We start from the raw sequence: 17606 nt of genomic DNA on the forward strand, positions 1-17606 counted from the left end.
CTGCAAACAGAACAGATAGCAGGGGAGAACCAATATATTTTCTATTATTCTTTAACCGGAATAGCTTTCAGAATTGCAGTGAGTAACTGCCAATATTGACCAACACTCTTAATGTGAACTTTCTCGTCAGGGGAATGGGCACCCCGAATGGTTGGGCCGATAGAAACCATGTCCATATCAGGATACGGTTTTTTGAATAGGCCACACTCTAAACCCGCGTGGATCACCATGATATTCGGCGTTTTATCGAAGAGTTGATGATAAGTTTCACGGACTAAATGCATGATTGGAGAATTGGCGTCAGGTTGCCAGCCCGGATAGCTGCCACTTGCCACGGTTTCTGCCCCAGACAGTTTTGCCAGGGAATGCAATATTTCAGTAACATAAACCTTGCCACTTTCGATCAGTGAACGAATCAGGCAGATTACCTCTGCTTTATCTTCGTCCATCGTTACAATGCCTACGTTCAGTGAGGTCTCTACAATACCTTTGGCGACATCACTCATACGAATAACGCCATTAGGCATGCTATTGAGCATGGATACCAGGCGAATCTGGCAATCTGTTGTTAGTGCCTGTGATGATGTTTCGGTTTCATCCAACAACAGGGTGAGGTTTTTTTCAACGACAGCGTATTCATTTTTCAATGTTTCCAGATAGCTATCTCTCAATTGATAGAGTTTTTCAACTTTATCGGCGGGAACAGCCACCACGGTAGAACCTTCACGCGGAATGGCATTGCGCAGGGTTCCGCCTTGCAGATGTATTAATTTCAGCTCCAACTCATCGGAATACGCCGCCAGAAAACGCGCCAGTAATTTATTGGCGTTACCCAATCCCAGATGAATATCGCCACCAGAGTGACCACCTTTTAATCCTTTAATAGTCAGTTGCAGCGTTTTATAGTGAGTTGGCAGAGTTTCACGGGTCAGTGATAAAGTTGTGATGAAATCAATACCCCCCGCGCAACCCATGTAAATTTCGCCTTCTTCTTCTGAATCGGTATTGATCAGAATATCGGCTTGCAACCAGCCGGATTTCAGGCCAAATGCACCATCCATACCCGCTTCTTCGGTCATGGTCAGTAAGACCTCTAATGGACCGTGTTTAACGGACTCGTCCGCCAATACCGCCAAAGCAGAAGCCATGCCGATACCGTTATCCGCACCCAAAGTTGTACCATCAGCCGTCACCCAATCATCCTTGATATAAGGACGAATCGGATCTTGTGTGAAATCGTGTTGGGTATCGTTATTTTTCTGTGGAACCATATCAAGGTGTGCCTGAAGTACGACAGCTTGACGATTTTCCATTCCTTTTGAGGCGGGTTTTCGGATTAAAATATTGCCTGCTTCATCCCGTTCTACATGGAATCCTTTGTTTTTGGACCACTCAATGATATGGGCGGTGAGTGCTTCTTCATGATAGGAAGGGTGGGGGATGGAACAAATTTGGGCAAAAATATCCCATAATGGTTGCGGGGATAATGTTGATAATTCGGACACGGCGAATCTCCTATAATTGCATCTTAGTGAGAAGAAAAGAGTCATGTTTTGACACATCAGGGCGTTTTGTCATCGGCATTGACCTACTATCCATGCGAAATTTGAGAATATCATTTTATTGTCAGCAATGGGCTGTCAGAATGAGGGCTTACCCTGTTTTTACTGGTTTTTGTCGGTTCAAATCACTATAATCCCGCGCAACCTTTTTGCCGCAAAAAGCACTTTTCTGAAATATTCTTTAGTTTCCAGGATCTAATTTTATGAGTGAAAAATATGTTGTAACGTGGGATATGTTGCAAATACATGCCCGTCAATTGGCGCAACGTTTACTTCCCGTAGAACAGTGGAAAGGCATTATTGCCGTTAGCCGTGGTGGCCTTGTTCCGGGAGCGTTACTGGCTCGTGAATTGGGTATTCGCCATGTCGATACAGTCTGCATTTCCAGCTATGATCACAATAATCAGCGCGAGATGAACGTATTGAAAAGAGCGGAAGGTGATGGTGAAGGGTTCATTGTGGTTGATGATCTGGTTGATACCGGAGGAACTGCTCAGGCAATTCGTGAAATGTATCCGAAAGCGCATTTTGTAACGATTTTTGCCAAACCCGCCGGACGTCCTCTTGTGGATGATTATGTTGTTGATATTCCCCAAAATACATGGATTGAACAGCCATGGGATATGGGCGTCGTGTTCGTTCCGCCTATTTGTGAGAAACAGTAAGATTTTCTTTTGTCATGACGAAAAAAAACCTTTCAGAATCGTTGTTTAAGCCCCGGCTTAAACAACGTGAGACGTCTACACTGGTAAAATATATTCGCCCACAATCTGTAACTGCCAGTGCTGGTAAGTTGGGTGGGGAGCGCCGCGAGTGCTGGTATCGCATGATTAATTGGCTCGCTTGGATCTGGAGGGGAGTCAATCCGCTGGAAATTCAAGATGTTCTCAGCCGGATTGCGGTGACAGATGCCGAGCGCAGTAGTGAACATTTGTTGGATACTGTGGTCGGCTATCGTAAAGGAAACTGGGCATTTGAGTGGTCCCAGCAGGCAATGTACTGGCAACAGGAAGCATTGCATACTGAGGATACAGAAAAAGCCGGAGCATGTTGGTTAAAGGCTGCAACGCTATACAGTATTGCGGCTTATCCTCATTTGCGTGGTGATGAACTGGCCGATCAGGCCATTGTGATGGCTAATAAAGCCTATGAAAATGCCGCCCGTTTTTCTGATTATGAATTGAAAAAACTGGAATTCCGGCTGGAAGGGGGCAAAAGTGTGACTGGATTATTGCACTTTCCTGCCCATGTACCGGGACCTTATCCAACAATATTAGTTTGCGCCAGTCTGGATAATGTACAGAGTGATTGCTGGCGGTTATTCCGTGAATACTTCGCACCTCTTGGTTTTGCCATGTTAACGGTGGATATGCCTTCTGTGGGGTATTCCGCTAAATTCGCATTAACGCAGGATACATGTGCACTTCATCAACAAGTTTTACAACAGCTAAGCAGCGTACCGTGGATTGATCATACCCGTGTTGGCGTATTTGGCTTTCGTTTTGGGGCAAATATCGCTGTCCGCCTTGCCTATCTGGAACCGAAACTGATTAAAGGCGTATCGGTGGTAGGTCCGATTGTCCATGAATTACTGCATGATGAAAAATTACAGCAGAAAATCCCGTCAATGTATATTGACGTGTTAGCCAGCCGCCTGGGAATTTATCATGTTGATGAAAAGAGATTGCGTTCAGAACTGGCTTGTTATTCTTTGAAAAAACAGGGTTTATTGGGCCGTCGCTGTTCTGTACCCATGTTTTCGGTGTATTGGGAAGATGATATTTTCAGCCCAAGAAAAGATTCGAAGTTAATTGCCCTGTCATCAATGGATGGCTCATTGCGGGCTATTCCTGCCACGTCAGTTTATAGTGGTTTTAATAAGGCATTACACGAAATAAGTGTATGGTTGAAAGATAAAATTTTATAAAACGAAATTTATTACTTGATATTTTTTAATCATTTGATACAAAGGTGTCCTGTATATAAGGAGACCTTTGTATGACTTTACCTGCAAGTTATTCTAAAAATAGGTTGTTGAAGCGTTTTTCTGCATTAGGGCCGTATGTACGTGAATTAAAATGCCAAAATGGTTATTTTTTCTTTGATTGTTTAGCCGTTTGTGTCGACGCAAAGGTGACACCGGAAAAACGGGAATTTTGGGGGTGGTGGTTAGAGCTGGAAGAGCAGAAGCAAGGTTTTATTTATCACTATCAAATAGGTTTATTTGATAAAAATGGTGAATGGCGCGCTATGAAGATCAAAAAAAAGGCCGATCTCGAACACCTTGAGTCAACTTTGCAAGTATTCCATAAACGTCTGGTTGATTCTTTTGACGTTCTTAAACTGACATTGATCCCATCTGCAAATACTGTCACTTTGCAAACGCAAGTGGTGGCATGATTTTGTTTTTTACCCGCTTTTATTAAATTTTGCGTTATGTCAGTTGGCATAACGCCTCTCTCCTGTTAAAACTGAACACTGTTTTTTCAAATTAACTGTAATGGCAGAAATATGATGAATGGCAGCCAAACATTGGTTGTGAAACTGGGGACGAGTGTATTGACTGGTGGCTCTCGTCGTTTGAATCGTGCCCATATTGTGGAACTGGTTCGCCAATGTGCGCAACAGCATGAAAAGGGTCATCGCATTATTATTGTGACTTCTGGTGCAATTGCTGCCGGGCGTGAGCATTTAGGATACCCTGATCTTCCGGCTACGATTGCTTCAAAACAGTTGCTGGCAGCCGTTGGGCAAAGTCGTCTGATCCAATTGTGGGAGCAGCTTTTTTCTATTTATGGTATTCACGTCGGGCAAATGTTACTGACCCGCGCAGATTTGGAAGATCGTGAACGCTTCCTGAATGCAAGGGATACCCTTCAGGCTTTGCTTGATAATCACATTGTTCCCATTATTAATGAAAATGACGCCGTTGCGACAGCAGAGATTAAAGTGGGTGACAATGATAATCTTTCTGCACTGGCTGCTATTTTGGGCAGTGCAGATAAATTGTTGCTTCTGACAGATATAGCAGGGCTTTATACCGCAGATCCGCGTAGTAACCCAGAGGCAAAATTGATCTCTGAAGTTCATGATATCAGTGATGAGCTGAAAATGATGGCCGGAGACAGTGTGTCGGGGTTAGGTACGGGAGGAATGGCAACAAAACTTCAGGCAGCAGGCGTGGCCGGACGGGCTGGAATTGATGTCATTATTGCCGCGGGTAACAGGCAGGATGTTATCGCTGATGTTATTGCCGGAAAACCGGTTGGAACCCGCTTTCATGGCCTGGCCAGCCCGATGGAAAACCGTAAACGTTGGATCTTTGGAGCACCTCCGGCAGGGGAAATTATTGTCGATCATGGAGCAGAAGAGGCAATTGTTGGAAAAGGTAGCTCGTTGTTACCAAAAGGAATTAAAAACGTTAAAGGTGATTTTTCCCGTGGTGAAGTTATTTGCGTCCGTAGCTTATCAGGCAAAGATTTGGCCCATGGTGTTTGTCGTTACAACAGTGATGCGTTACGTATGATTGCAGGCCATCATTCACAGCAAATTAGCCAGATACTGGGCTATGAATATGGTGCGGTTGCGGTGCATCGTGATGATTTGATCGTAATTTAATGAATTGATTGAGGGTTAAGGATTTCATCATGCTAGAGCAGATGGGAAAAGCCGCCAAAGCAGCATCGTGGCAGCTGGCGCAATTAAGTAGCAATCAGAAAAATCAGGCGCTGAATCACATTGCTGATTTGTTAGAGACAGAAATAGAAGTGATTCTTGCCGCTAACCAGCAAGACATGCTGCAAGCCCGCGAACAGGGGATGAGCGAGGCGCTGCTCGATCGGTTATTACTGACACCGGAACGGCTGAATACCATTGCCAATGATGTGCGACAGGTCTGCCGCTTGGCTGATCCTGTAGGGCAAGTTATCGATGGGCAATTATTGGATAATGGACTGCAATTGAGCCGTCGCCGAGTTCCGTTGGGTGTGATTGGTGTGATTTATGAAGCTCGTCCCAATGTTACCATCGATGTGGCCTCTTTATGCCTGAAAACCGGTAATGCGGTGATACTGCGTGGTGGCAAAGAGACTCATCATACAAATCAAGCTATGGTTAAAGTTATCCAGCAGGCACTGGAACAAAGTGGGTTACCGGCAGCTGCGGTTCAGGCTATCAATAAACCCGATCGTGAATTGGTCGCTGAATTACTGAAAATGGATCGTTATGTTGATATGTTGATCCCCCGAGGTGGGGCTGGGTTACATAAATTGTGCCGGGAACAATCGACTATTCCCGTGATTACTGGCGGTATTGGGGTTTGTCATACATTTGTGGATGAAACCATCAATATTGAAAAAGCACTGGAAATCATTACTAATGCGAAAGTTCAGCGTCCGAGTGCCTGTAATTCACTGGAAACGTTGTTAGTGCATGAAAAGATAGCCGCCGTTTTCTTGCCAGTTTTGAGTATCAGAATGAAAGAACAGGGGGTGACATTGCATGCGGGCAAATCAGCGATGACATTCCTGAAAGATGGCCCTGCAACGGTTGTTGAAGTGGCAGAAGAAAATTACTGCGATGAATGGTTATCTTTAGATATGAATGTGGAGATTGTGAGTGACATCGATCGTGCTATTGAGCACATTCGTACTTATGGTACAGCTCACTCTGATGCGATCCTGACCGAATCTTTGCAGCAAGCTGATTACTTTGTGCGCCATGTTGATTCTGCCGCAGTATATGTGAATGCCAGCACGCGTTTTACAGATGGAGGGCAATTTGGTTTGGGAGCTGAAGTGGCGGTCAGTACTCAGAAATTACACTCCAGAGGTCCAATGGGGCTTGATGCACTGACAACGTATAAATGGATTGGCTATGGTGATTATTTACCCCGTAGTTGATTATATTCTGTTTTAGTTAGACTTTGTTGAACTATGTCAGGTCACACTTAATTTTAAGTGTGGCTTTTTGCTCCATTAAAAATATCTTTTTACACGAGTGTAAATATTTAGTTACTATACTTTGCACTCAGGCTTAATTTTAAAACTCTTTGGGAAAACAACGAAATGAAACAAACTCTATTCATCGTAGGTGCACGAGGTGCAGGGAAGACGACAATAGGTAAGTTGTTGTCTGAAGCGTTGTCGTATAAATTTGTTGACACTGATGAAAGTATTCAGGCTATTAGTAAAATGACGATAGCTGAACTTGTTGAACAATATAGCTGGGAACATTTCAGAAAATTAGAAAGCCGAACGTTACAAGCGGTTAGTCAAAGTGAGCGTGTCATTTCAACCGGCGGAGGAATGATATTGTCGTCTGAGAATCGCCAGTATATGCAACAAAATGGCATTGTGATTTATTTACAGGCATCCGCAGAAGTTTTGAGTAAACGGTTATCTCTTAATCCAGAGAATTCACAGCGCCCCAGCCTGACAGGGAAATCCATCATAGAAGAAATGGAAGAAATATTGGTTGAAAGGGAGCCATTATACCGGGCGTGTGCCAATTTCATTGTCGATGCTAATCTTGCAACAGAAGATATCGTATCTTGCGTTAAATCTTATGTTTTAAACCAGAAAAATGAACTAATTTGATATATTAAGGATGTTTAAGTTTATTTTCTAACAGAAAGGAAAATCTTATATAACAAATTGCTTGTACAACTTATAGTATCATTCTATTTACTCACTTTAATTTTATTAATTATATTTGAGATATGGATATGCTCTTAAATTTTATTCGGATACTTGTTCGTGTACTCTTCAGGGTTACAATCGAAGGTGATATCAAGCAGTTACAACACCCTAAATGCATTATTACTCCCAATCATGTTTCGTTTCTGGATGGCTTGTTAATTGGACTATTCCTGCCAATAAAGCCTGTATTTGCTGTTTATTCTAATATTGCAACCCACGGTTTTCTCAAATTTATCAAACCTTATGCTGATGTTGTGCCTCTGGATCCTACCAATCCAATGGCAGTCAGGACATTGGTCAAAGAAGTGGATAAAGGGCGCCCGCTTGTGATTTTCCCCGAAGGGAGGATCACCATAACCGGCTCCCTTATGAAAATTTATGATGGCGCCGCTTTTATTGCCGCGAAATCAGGCGCAAAAGTAGTAGCAATCCGAATTGATGGTGCAGAACAAACGATTTTTGCTCGGTTAAAAGGAATTATGAAATTGCACTGGTTCCCGAAAATCACCCTCAAGATTTTACCGGCCGTCGATCTGCCCATGCCAGATGCACCTGATTCAACAACACGTCGTCGTTTAGCAGGAGAACATCTCCATGCCATTATGATGGAAGTAAGAATGCAGACACGCCCAAAGGAGACGTTGTTCAGCGCTTATCTTACTGCGCAAAAACGCTTTGGCCGCTTTAAGCCCTGCATTGAAGATGTGAATTTTAAAGAAGATAGCTATCACTCATTGCTGAAAAAAATATTGGCTATCAGCCGAATCTTAGAACGTTTTACACAAGAAGGTGAACGAATTGGCCTGCTGTTGCCAAATGCGACCGCAATGGCGGCTACCCTATATGGCGCTTCGTTAAAGGGACGAGTGCCGGCGCTTTTAAACTATACGGCAGGAAGCAGCGGCATTAAGAATGCTATGCAGGCTGCAACTATCAAAACCATCGTAACATCCCGCCAATTTCTGGAAAAAGGACAATTGACTCATCTGTCAGAACAGGTGACTGAAGCCAATTGGGTATATCTCGAAGATTTGAAAGAGACAATCACGCGAGAAGATAAGTTGTGGATATTGTGGCATTTAATTTTCCCTTCCAAAGCCATTTTGGTTGCGCAAAAGCCGGAGGATGATGCATTGATCCTGTTTACGTCAGGCTCAGAAGGTGCCCCAAAAGGTGTTGTCCACAGCCATACCAGCCTATTGGCGAATGTTGAGCAGATAAAAACAATTGCTGATTTTACTCCACGAGATCGCTTTATGTCCTCTTTGCCACTGTTTCATGCTTTTGGGCTGACAGTTGGCCTATTTACTCCATTAATGACAGGCAGTCGCGTATTCCTTTACCCTAGTCCGCTACATTATCGTGTTGTGCCTGAGCTGGTTTATGACTGTAATTGTACCGTTTTGTTCGGAACATCGACTTTTTTAGGCAATTATGCTCGTTTTGCCCATCCTTATGATTTTGCCCGTCTGCGCTATGTGGTGGCTGGCGCAGAAAAACTATCAGAAAACACCAAACGCGTTTGGCAGGATAAATTTGGTATCCGTATTCTGGAAGGTTATGGCGTGACAGAATGTGCACCGGTAGTGGCAATCAATGTACCGATGGCAGCAAAACCAGGAACTGTCGGGCGGATCTTGCCTGGCATGGAAGCGCGTTTGTTGCCGGTACAGGGCATTGAAGAAGGGGGGCGCTTACAGCTACGTGGGCCAAATGTCATGAAAGGATATCTGCGGGTTGAAGCGCCTGATCGTTTGGAGCAACCGTCTGCTGAAGACGGAGAAGGGAACAATCAAGTCGGCTGGTATGATACCGGCGATATCATTTCGATTGACAAAGAGGGTTTCTGTACGATCAAAGGACGTGTGAAACGATTTGCCAAGCTTGCAGGGGAAATGGTTTCTCTCGAAGCGGTAGAACTAATAGCTTTTCACGTATCTACGGATGCGTTACATGCGGCTACAACCAGAAGTGATCGAAGCAAAGGCGAAGCACTAGTATTGTTCACAACAGATGTGAATCTAAATAGAAACAGAATGCTGGGAGTGGCACGTGAAATCGGAATGCCGGAGTTGTCGGTTCCACGAGATATTCGTTATATGAAGCAGCTTCCTTTGCTTGGCAGTGGCAAACCGGATTTTGTCACACTAAGAGAAATGGCTGAACAGGGGTAAAGAAATGGATGTTACTGTGGAAACTCAACCGCTGTTAACTCGCGGAATGAAAGCGGTATTGCTGTCACAATTTCTCTCTGCTTTTGCTGATAATGCACTGTTCTTTGCCATTCTGGCTCAATTAAAGGCGGAATTTTATCCCGAATGGAGTTGGCCAGTACTGCAAATTGTTTTTGTCCTGACTTATATCATACTTGCCCCTTTTGTGGGGCAAATTGCTGATCGGTTTTCAAAAGGGCGTGTCATGCTCTTCTCTAATGGCGTCAAATTGCTTGGAGCCATCAGCATCTGTATCGATATGAATCCTTTTCTGGGATATACCTTAGTAGGAATTGGGGCTGCGGCTTATTCCCCTGCTAAATATGGGATCTTGGGGGAGTTGACTGATGGTGGGCGTTTGGTAAAAGCCAATGGCATGATGGAAGCTTCTACCATCGCAGCTATTTTGATTGGTTCAGTTGCTGGCGGTTTCCTTTCTGATATCAGTCTGATATTGGCACTAGGGCTTTGTGCCTTATTGTATGGTGCGGCGGTCGTATCTAATTTCTATATACCTCGTCTGGCGGCGGCTCGTGAAGGCAAGGGGTGGAATCCTAAAAAAATGTTGGTGGATTTCATCGCGGTTTGTACTTCACTTTGGCGTAATCAGGAAACACGTTTTTCGCTGGTAGGCACGAGCCTGTTTTGGGGGGCGGGTATCACATTGCGCTTCCTGTTGGTGGCATGGGTTCCTGTGGTACTGGGGATTGATGGCAATACGACTCCGACATTGATGAATGCAGTAGTTGCGATTGGTATCATTGTTGGAGCAGGTTTGGCTGCGCGGTTTATTACATTGAAAACTGTGCGTCGCTGTATGCCTGCGGGGATCTTAATCGGGTTCATGGTCATTCTTTTTGCTACTCAGCAATCAATAGTATTTTCCTACTTAATTTTGATCGTCCTTGGGGTATTTGGTGGGCTTTTTATCGTTCCATTAAATGCGCTATTGCAAGAACATGGAAAGCATTCAATGGGAGCAGGTAAAGCTGTTGCTGTGCAAAATCTGGGCGAAAATAGTGCTATGCTGGTAATGCTGGGGCTTTATTCGGTTTCCATCATGTTGGGAGCTTCGGTCGTTGCGGTTGGCATTGGCTTTGGTATTTTGCTTTCTTTGGCAATTGGGGGGCTATGGATTTGGGATCTGCTTCGGAAAAATTAATTTCTTATAGAGTTGAAGGCCTGTTATGGATGAAAAAATTCTCAACCAGCTTAGTATTGAACTCGGAAAGAGATTAAAACAGAGAAAATTATCCGTGACCTGTGCAGAATCTTGCACAGGAGGCTGGATAGCTAAAGTGATCACAGATATTACGGGAAGTTCGGCCTATTTTAATCGTGGTTTTGTGACTTACAGTAATGACGCTAAACATGAAATGCTGGGGGTTTTACCAGAGTCATTAGCGCAATTTGGTGCAGTAAGTGAGCAGGTTGTAAAAGAGATGGCAGCAGGAGCATTAACTGTCGCTAAGGCCGATATTTCTGTTGCTGTCAGTGGTATTGCTGGTCCTGCGGGAGGGAGTGAAGAAAAACCAACCGGTACAGTTTGGTTTGGATTTGCCTTTTATGTTGATGAAAACATCCAGACTGTAACTTATCGCCAGCATTTTTCAGGTGATCGTAATGCCGTGCGTCTACAGGCCGTCATTTTTTCTTTAAAAACCTTATTGGAAGAAATCGTAAAAAATTAGCTTGATACTGTATGATTATACAGTATAATCATGCGGCACTTTGGTATCAAAAACAGTTTATCAGCAGTGAGGCAGCCCCTTCATTGCTTGCGAAGGAGTAAATATGGCTAACGATGAAAACAAACAAAAAGCACTAGCAGCAGCGCTGGGCCAAATTGAGAAACAATTTGGTAAAGGTTCCATCATGCGTTTGGGTGAAAATCGCTCAATGGATGTTGAAACCATCTCTACCGGTTCCCTGTCACTGGATATTGCATTGGGTGCAGGTGGTTTGCCAATGGGACGTATTGTTGAAATATACGGGCCAGAATCTTCCGGTAAAACAACGCTGACACTGCAAGTTATTGCCGCTGCCCAGCGTGAAGGCAGAACTTGTGCTTTTATTGATGCCGAACATGCTCTTGATCCAGTTTATGCGAAAAAGCTGGGCGTAGATATTGATAATCTGTTGTGTTCTCAGCCTGATACGGGTGAACAGGCATTGGAAATCTGTGATGCCTTATCACGTTCTGGTGCTGTTGATGTGATTATTGTTGACTCTGTTGCCGCATTAACACCGAAAGCAGAAATTGAAGGTGAAATTGGCGATTCTCATATGGGCCTGGCGGCACGTATGATGAGCCAGGCTATGCGTAAATTGGCGGGGAATTTGAAAAATTCAAATACCCTGTTGATCTTTATCAACCAGATCCGCATGAAAATTGGCGTCATGTTTGGCAACCCTGAAACGACTACTGGTGGTAATGCATTGAAATTCTATGCATCTGTCCGTTTGGATATCCGCCGTACTGGTTCAGTGAAAAATGGCGACGAAGTGGTGGGTAGCGAAACGCGTGTGAAAGTGGTCAAGAACAAAGTTGCTGCACCATTTAAACAAGCCGAATTCCAAATTCTCTATGGTGAAGGTATTAATACTTTTGGTGAATTAATCGACCTGGGTGTTAAACACAAAATGGTGGAAAAAGCAGGTGCATGGTATAGCTACAATGGCGATAAAATTGGACAAGGTAAAGCTAATGCCACCATCTATTTGAAAGAACATCTAGAAATTGCATCCGAGTTAGATAAGAAACTGCGTGATTTACTGTTGAATAATACAGGCGGGTTCAGTAGTGCTGCCACGGATTATGTGACAGATTCTGAAGAAAATGGTGAAGAAGTGAATCCCGAAGAGTTTTAATGACTTTTCGTTATTAATTTAACTTCCTTATTTTGGTCATAATATAGAACTGACTTAGCTTTTAAAAACCACATCCATATCGGGTGTGGTTTTTGCTTTTATGTCTGTTATGTCTGTTTTTATAGAGGAAATAAACATCCTTGAAATAGGCGTATTGAAACAGGTATAACGAACAGACTTTCAGAAAATTCCCAGACGAATTACAATGCGGGAAAGCGAATGGATTTATATGGGATTTTACTTCTTATGGAAGACACTCTATCTTAACCCTACTTTAATTTATTCGTGAGTTGAAATGGTGATGCGATATACCATCTCAACCATTCATAAATCTGTTTTTTCAGCTTGATTTCGGGACAATTATGAGCAAAAGCACCGCTGAGATCCGTCAGGCGTTTCTTGACTTTTTTCATACTAAAGGGCACCAGATAGTGCCAAGCAGCTCGTTGGTGCCAACCAATGATCCAACATTGTTGTTCACCAACGCAGGGATGAACCAGTTCAAAGATGTCTTTTTAGGATTGGATAATAGGCCTTATTCTAGAGCAACAACGGCTCAGCGCTGTGTTCGTGCGGGCGGTAAGCATAACGATTTAGAAAATGTGGGTTATACAGCCCGCCACCACACTTTTTTCGAAATGTTGGGTAACTTCAGTTTCGGCGATTATTTTAAGCAAGATGCAATTAAATACGCATGGGAGTTACTGACCAGCGAAGCATGGTTTAACCTGCCAAAAGAAAAACTGTGGGTTACTGTCTATGAGACAGACGATGAAGCGTATGACATTTGGCATAAAGAAGTCGGGGTTCCAGCAGAAAGAATCATCCGTATAGGCGATAATAAAGGTGCACCATATGCGTCAGATAATTTCTGGCAAATGGGGGATACTGGCCCGTGTGGCCCTTGTACGGAAATTTTCTACGACCACGGTGAACATATTTGGGGGGGGCCTCCAGGCAGCCCAGAAGAAGACGGTGACAGATATATTGAAATTTGGAACATCGTTTTCATGCAATTCAACCGTCATGCCGATGGCACTATGGAGCCGTTGCCAAAACCTTCCGTTGATACCGGCATGGGACTGGAGCGTATCACAGCCGTCTTGCAACACGTTAACTCTAACTACGAGATTGACCTATTCCAAAGCTTAATTGCTTCGGTTGCAGAAGTGACAGGAGCGACAGATCTTACCAATAAATCTTTGCGTGTTGTTGCAGACCATATCCGTGCATGTGCGTTCCTGATTTGCGATGGGGTTATTCCATCCAACGAAAACCGTGGCTATGTACTTCGCCGTATCATTCGCCGTGCTGTTCGTCATGGCAATATGTTGGGGGCAAAAGAGGCCTTCTTTTACAAGCTCGTTGCACCATTGATTAAATTCATGGGTGCGGCGGGTGAAGCGCTGAAACAGCAGCAGACTTTGGTTGAGCAGATATTAAAAACCGAAGAAGAACAGTTTGCTCGTACTTTGGAACGTGGTTTGCAGTTGCTGGATGAAGAGCTGGCTAAATTATCTGATGATACGCTCGATGGTGAAACCGCTTTCCGCTTGTATGATACCTATGGTTTCCCTGTTGATCTGACTGCGGATGTTTGCCGCGAACGTAATATCAAAGTAGATGAAGCGGGTTTTGATGCGGCGATGGAAAACCAGCGTCGTCGTGCTCGTGAATCCAGTGGCTTTGGTACTGATTACAATGAACTGATCAAAGTTGATGGACGCAGTGATTTTTGTGGTTATGAGCATAATTCACAGCAAGCTACTGTTATTGCTCTCTTCCGCAATGGCCAAGCCGTTGAGCAAATTCACGCTGGTGAAGAAGCAATTATTATACTTGATAAAACGGCATTCTACGCTGAATCTGGTGGACAGGTTGGTGATACGGGTAAATTGTCGAACGACAATGGGATATTCGACGTTGTCGATACGCAAAAATATGCTCAGGCAATAGGTCACATTGGTAAATTGATTAGTGGTAGTTTGAGCGTTAATTATACAGTTAATGCTGAAATTGATGGGGTACGCAGAGGTGCGATTCGTTTGAATCACTCAGCGACCCATTTATTGCATGCGGCATTACGTCAAATTTTGGGAGAACACGTTGCCCAGAAAGGTTCTTTGGTAAATGATAAGTATCTGCGCTTTGACTTCTCTCACTTTGAGGCGATGAAGCCAGAACAGATCCGTCAAGTCGAAAACTTGGTGAATGAAGAGATTCGCAAAAATTCACCTATTGTTACAGAATTAATGGAGCTGGAAGAAGCAAAAACCAAAGGTGCTATGGCGCTGTTTGGCGAGAAGTATGACGAAAAAGTGCGTGTACTTAGCATGGGAGGCTTTTCTACCGAACTATGCGGTGGTACTCATGCGAGTCGCACAGGTGATATAGGTTTGTTCCGTATAGCCGGTGAATCAGGTACAGCCGCAGGAATTCGCCGTATTGAAGCTATTACAGGGCAAGCTGCATTAAACTCTATCTATCAGCAGGCTGATTTACTGCAAGACATCGCTCATCTGGTGAAAAGTGATATCAGTAGTCTGAATGAGAAAGTGAGAACGACACTGGACAGAACGAAACAGTTGGAGAAAGAGCTGCAACTGTTGAAATCTCAGCAAGCAGTCCAGGAAAGTTCTTCCTTGGCAAACCAAGCCAAGGAAATCCAAGGTGTTCGTCTACTGGTGACACAATTAGGTGATATAGAACCGAAAATGCTTAGGACGATGGTTGATGATCTAAAAAATCAGTTAGAATCAGCAATTATTGTGCTTTCTACAGTGACTGGTGATAAAGTCAGTCTAATTGTTGGTATAACGAAGGATTTGACTGCTAGAATAAAAGCAGGCGATTTAATCTCTTTTGTTGCCCAACAGGTTGGCGGTAAAGGAGGGGGACGCCCTGATCTGGCTCAGGCTGGTGGGAGTGATATAACAGCTCTTCCTTCCGCATTAGCTAGTGTAGAAGAGTGGGTAACATTGCGGTTATAGTTGGTATTGCCGTGACAGCAGTGGCACCATGAAAGCATTTTTTTATGGTGCCAAATGTTTTTTGTTGTGAAATTGTTGAAATGTTGGGCACATACTTATATTTTAGCTATCCTATAGATATAGGAAATGTGTTCAAAACTGCTTATACTTTAAGTAGATATCATTGCTTTACGTTTTCACGGTGTTTGATGGATAATAGCGGGGAAACCTAGAGACCCGACTCTTTTAAATTTTCAAGGAGCAAAGAATGCTTATTCTGACTCGTCGAGTTGGTGAAACGCTCATGATAGGCGATGAGGTAACAGTCACAGTACTGGGAGTTAAAGGCAACCAAGTTCGCATTGGTGTAAATGCGCCCAAGGAAGTTTCTGTTCACCGTGAAGAAATTTATCAACGGATTCAGGCGGAGAAATCTCAGCCTACAACTTTTTAATTCAAGAATGGCGTCCACGCTTTTTTAAGACTTGGGCGCTACTCTACTCCCTTTTATTTTCTTTTTTCTGCTTCTTTCTACTTCTCTTTTTATGTTTATCTCTTTTCTACACCTTGATTCTATTCTCTCATGTCTTTTTATTTTCTATCTGTTGAAAAAGCATCGTTCATGAGGCTATAGAGATGAATAATTATTTTCATAAATTTTAACGGTTCTTAGACAATTTCATTGTTGATAAAAGAGTCTCTTAGATGACAGATCAAGCATTTTGCGCGCTAAGCGTTCAGTTGGAAAAAAGTTTCGAAAAATTGTTTGACTTATCAGGCAGGAAAAGTAATATGTGCGCCATCGCAGCGACGAAGAGCTTGAAGAAAAGATTCGAAGAGCTACGAAGTGGAAACTTCTAAGTTGCAGGTTTTAAAAATGGTGAGGTGGCCGAGAGGCTGAAGGCGCTCCCCTGCTAAGGGAGTATGTGGTTAAGAGCTGCATCGAGGGTTCGAATCCCTCCCTCACCGCCATTAATATGCATCCATAGCTCAGCTGGATAGAGTACTCGGCTACGAACCGAGCGGTCGGAGGTTCGAATCCTCCTGGATGCACCATTTAAACACCGCGATTTTTTAGGTATCTCAATTCTAGTCAGGCAATCATTAGTGCCTGAACAGAAATAGAAAACCGACAACGCATCCATAGCTCAGCTGGATAGAGTACTCGGCTACGAACCGAGCGGTCGGAGGTTCGAATCCTCCTGGGTGCACCATTTTAAACATCCTGATTTTTGGGATGACCTAATTCTACCAAGTCAGGCAGTTAATAGCGCCTGAGCAGAAATAGAAAACTGACAATGCATCCATAGCTCAGCTGGATAGAGTACTCGGCTACGAACCGAGCGGTCGGAGGTTCGAATCCTCCTGGATGCACCATTTTAAAACCCCTGCCTTGATAAGGCGGGGGTTTTTCTTTTTATTTCCGTTCAAAAATCACATTTGTTTTATTAATTCTGTTTATAATTTGTGCGGAATGTAGCGCGGCGACCAATTTCGCACTATTTGGCGGTATATTTCGCACTGTTTCGAGTGGAAATTACCGCCTTATAATGCACAGTGCAAAATGAAATGCCTAATTAAAATTCATCATCATTTGCAGCACGACCGACAGGTAAATATTTGTAGACTGTTGAATGAGATATATTGAGAATTACAGCAATTTCCGTGCGTGATTTTCCTTCTGCCAGTAATTTAATAGCGTATTGATATTTTTCAGTTGGTAAAGCTATCGGGCGGCCACCAATACGCCCTTGTGCTCTCGCTGCGGCTAGCCCAGCATTAGTACGTTCAATAATCAGTTCCCGTTCCATTTCAGCCAATGCACTTATCACATAGAAGAAAAATCGTCCCATTGGCGTACTGGTATCAATGCTGTCAGTCAGGCTCTGAAAGTGAATGCCGTCATTGCTCAGTTTTTCATTCAGGTTAATGAGGTTTTTTACACTGCGTCCCAGTCTATCCAGCTTCCAGACAACCAAAGTATCACCTGTTTTCAGGTGTTCTAAGGCTTGTTTGAGTCCCGGGCGGTTGGCCGTTTTACCGCTAATTTTATCTTCAAAGATGTGATCACAGTTGGCTGCGATTAAGGCGTTACGTTGTAAGTCGCTGTGCTGGTCAGTCGTTGATACTCTGATATAACCGATTTTCGCCATAACTCACTCCTTATTCATCCTTGCTTACTTATTTTATCGGCTATTTTTCGCAATAGATTAGCTTCTTATCCTTAATACCTCGGTTTGGCGGAAACAGTGGAGCTGGCGAAAAATGCCCTGTCCAAATCTCAGAATGGGG

Annotated in this window: 14 protein-coding genes and 4 tRNA genes; 16 read left to right on the forward strand and 2 right to left on the reverse strand. The window is 43.6% G+C overall.

The window, feature by feature from the left end; all coding sequences use genetic code 11:
- Positions 1-44: 44 nt before the first annotated feature.
- Positions 45-1505, reverse strand: coding sequence for a beta-Ala-His dipeptidase (pepD, locus tag AAY47_RS12690; protein WP_047770439.1), 1461 nt, complete (start codon positions 1503-1505; stop codon positions 45-47).
- A gap of 260 nt (positions 1506-1765) precedes the next feature.
- Here pepD and gpt point away from each other — a divergent pair, with 260 nt between their 5' ends.
- The 16 genes from gpt to AAY47_RS12770 all read left to right on the forward strand — a co-directional run bounded on the left by gpt (position 1766) and on the right by AAY47_RS12770 (position 16691).
- Entirely contained in the window at positions 1766-2227 is a 462-nt protein-coding gene (gpt, locus tag AAY47_RS12695) for a xanthine phosphoribosyltransferase (protein ID WP_047770442.1), read from the forward strand.
- Between the two features lie 14 nt (positions 2228-2241).
- Entirely contained in the window at positions 2242-3489 is a 1248-nt protein-coding gene (gene frsA, locus AAY47_RS12700) for an esterase FrsA (RefSeq protein ID WP_047770444.1), read from the forward strand.
- Positions 3490-3560: 71 nt separating this feature from the next.
- A complete protein-coding gene (gene crl, locus AAY47_RS12705) occupies positions 3561-3962 on the forward strand; it encodes a sigma factor-binding protein Crl (protein ID WP_047770445.1) in 402 nt (133 codons plus the stop codon).
- A 114-nt stretch (positions 3963-4076) separates the two neighbouring features.
- The gene (proB, locus tag AAY47_RS12710) at positions 4077-5180 is read left to right on the forward strand and encodes a glutamate 5-kinase (protein WP_047770465.1); all 1104 of its coding nucleotides are present in this window, start codon (positions 4077-4079) and stop codon (positions 5178-5180) included.
- 29 nt (positions 5181-5209) lie between these two features.
- Positions 5210-6463, forward strand: coding sequence for a glutamate-5-semialdehyde dehydrogenase (gene proA, locus AAY47_RS12715; RefSeq protein WP_047770447.1), 1254 nt, complete (start codon positions 5210-5212; stop codon positions 6461-6463).
- 165 nt (positions 6464-6628) lie between these two features.
- Positions 6629-7159 (forward strand): shikimate kinase AroL, encoded by a 531-nt coding sequence (gene aroL / locus AAY47_RS12720; protein ID WP_047770449.1) that lies wholly within the window; start codon positions 6629-6631, stop codon positions 7157-7159.
- Positions 7160-7287: 128 nt separating this feature from the next.
- Positions 7288-9435, forward strand: a complete 2148-nt coding sequence (aas, locus tag AAY47_RS12725) for a bifunctional acyl-ACP--phospholipid O-acyltransferase/long-chain-fatty-acid--ACP ligase (RefSeq protein ID WP_047770451.1) — start codon at positions 7288-7290, stop codon at positions 9433-9435.
- A 4-nt stretch (positions 9436-9439) separates the two neighbouring features.
- Positions 9440-10636 (forward strand): lysophospholipid transporter LplT, encoded by a 1197-nt coding sequence (lplT, locus tag AAY47_RS12730; protein WP_047770453.1) that lies wholly within the window; start codon positions 9440-9442, stop codon positions 10634-10636.
- 25 nt (positions 10637-10661) lie between these two features.
- On the forward strand, positions 10662-11165 hold the full coding sequence (gene pncC, locus AAY47_RS12735; protein ID WP_047770455.1) for a nicotinamide-nucleotide amidase: 504 nt from the start codon (positions 10662-10664) through the stop codon (positions 11163-11165).
- Between the two features lie 103 nt (positions 11166-11268).
- Positions 11269-12345: a recombinase RecA gene (gene recA / locus AAY47_RS12740; RefSeq protein WP_047770457.1), complete on the forward strand. Its 1077-nt coding sequence runs from the start codon at positions 11269-11271 to the stop codon at positions 12343-12345.
- Between the two features lie 362 nt (positions 12346-12707).
- The gene (gene alaS, locus AAY47_RS12745; RefSeq protein ID WP_047770459.1) at positions 12708-15335 is read left to right on the forward strand and encodes an alanine--tRNA ligase; all 2628 of its coding nucleotides are present in this window, start codon (positions 12708-12710) and stop codon (positions 15333-15335) included.
- A gap of 247 nt (positions 15336-15582) precedes the next feature.
- A complete protein-coding gene (gene csrA, locus AAY47_RS12750; RefSeq protein WP_010845367.1) occupies positions 15583-15768 on the forward strand; it encodes a carbon storage regulator CsrA in 186 nt (61 codons plus the stop codon).
- A 425-nt stretch (positions 15769-16193) separates the two neighbouring features.
- Positions 16194-16286: transfer RNA gene (locus AAY47_RS12755), tRNA-Ser, on the forward strand.
- Between the two features lie 7 nt (positions 16287-16293).
- Positions 16294-16370, forward strand: a tRNA-Arg gene (locus AAY47_RS12760).
- Between the two features lie 81 nt (positions 16371-16451).
- Positions 16452-16528: transfer RNA gene (locus AAY47_RS12765), tRNA-Arg, on the forward strand.
- 86 nt (positions 16529-16614) lie between these two features.
- Positions 16615-16691 (forward strand) — tRNA-Arg (locus AAY47_RS12770).
- Between the two features lie 200 nt (positions 16692-16891).
- Here the strand turns inward: AAY47_RS12770 and AAY47_RS12775 are convergent.
- Positions 16892-17467, reverse strand: a complete 576-nt coding sequence (locus tag AAY47_RS12775) for a recombinase family protein (RefSeq protein ID WP_047770461.1) — start codon at positions 17465-17467, stop codon at positions 16892-16894.
- Positions 17468-17606: the final 139 nt, after the last annotated feature.

Source organism: Xenorhabdus griffiniae (genome assembly GCF_001028135.1).
In the GTDB taxonomy this organism is placed as follows: Bacteria; Pseudomonadota; Gammaproteobacteria; order Enterobacterales; family Enterobacteriaceae; genus Xenorhabdus; species Xenorhabdus bakwenae.

Excerpts from the sequence above, each read along its gene's own strand:
- alaS (WP_047770459.1), top strand. The coding sequence starts at position 12,708 with ATGAGCAAAAGCACCGCTGAGATCCGTCAGGCGTTTCTTGACTTTTTT.
- aas (WP_047770451.1), top strand. The coding sequence starts at position 7,288 with ATGCTCTTAAATTTTATTCGGATACTTGTTCGTGTACTCTTCAGGGTT.
- gpt (WP_047770442.1), top strand. The coding sequence starts at position 1,766 with ATGAGTGAAAAATATGTTGTAACGTGGGATATGTTGCAAATACATGCC.
- crl (WP_047770445.1), top strand. The coding sequence starts at position 3,561 with ATGACTTTACCTGCAAGTTATTCTAAAAATAGGTTGTTGAAGCGTTTT.
- proA (WP_047770447.1), top strand. The coding sequence starts at position 5,210 with ATGCTAGAGCAGATGGGAAAAGCCGCCAAAGCAGCATCGTGGCAGCTG.
- csrA (WP_010845367.1), top strand. The coding sequence starts at position 15,583 with ATGCTTATTCTGACTCGTCGAGTTGGTGAAACGCTCATGATAGGCGAT.
- AAY47_RS12775 (WP_047770461.1), bottom strand. The coding sequence starts at position 17,467 with ATGGCGAAAATCGGTTATATCAGAGTATCAACGACTGACCAGCACAGC.
- frsA (WP_047770444.1), top strand. The coding sequence starts at position 2,242 with ATGACGAAAAAAAACCTTTCAGAATCGTTGTTTAAGCCCCGGCTTAAA.
- pncC (WP_047770455.1), top strand. The coding sequence starts at position 10,662 with ATGGATGAAAAAATTCTCAACCAGCTTAGTATTGAACTCGGAAAGAGA.
- lplT (WP_047770453.1), top strand. The coding sequence starts at position 9,440 with ATGGATGTTACTGTGGAAACTCAACCGCTGTTAACTCGCGGAATGAAA.
- aroL (WP_047770449.1), top strand. The coding sequence starts at position 6,629 with ATGAAACAAACTCTATTCATCGTAGGTGCACGAGGTGCAGGGAAGACG.
- proB (WP_047770465.1), top strand. The coding sequence starts at position 4,077 with ATGAATGGCAGCCAAACATTGGTTGTGAAACTGGGGACGAGTGTATTG.
- recA (WP_047770457.1), top strand. The coding sequence starts at position 11,269 with ATGGCTAACGATGAAAACAAACAAAAAGCACTAGCAGCAGCGCTGGGC.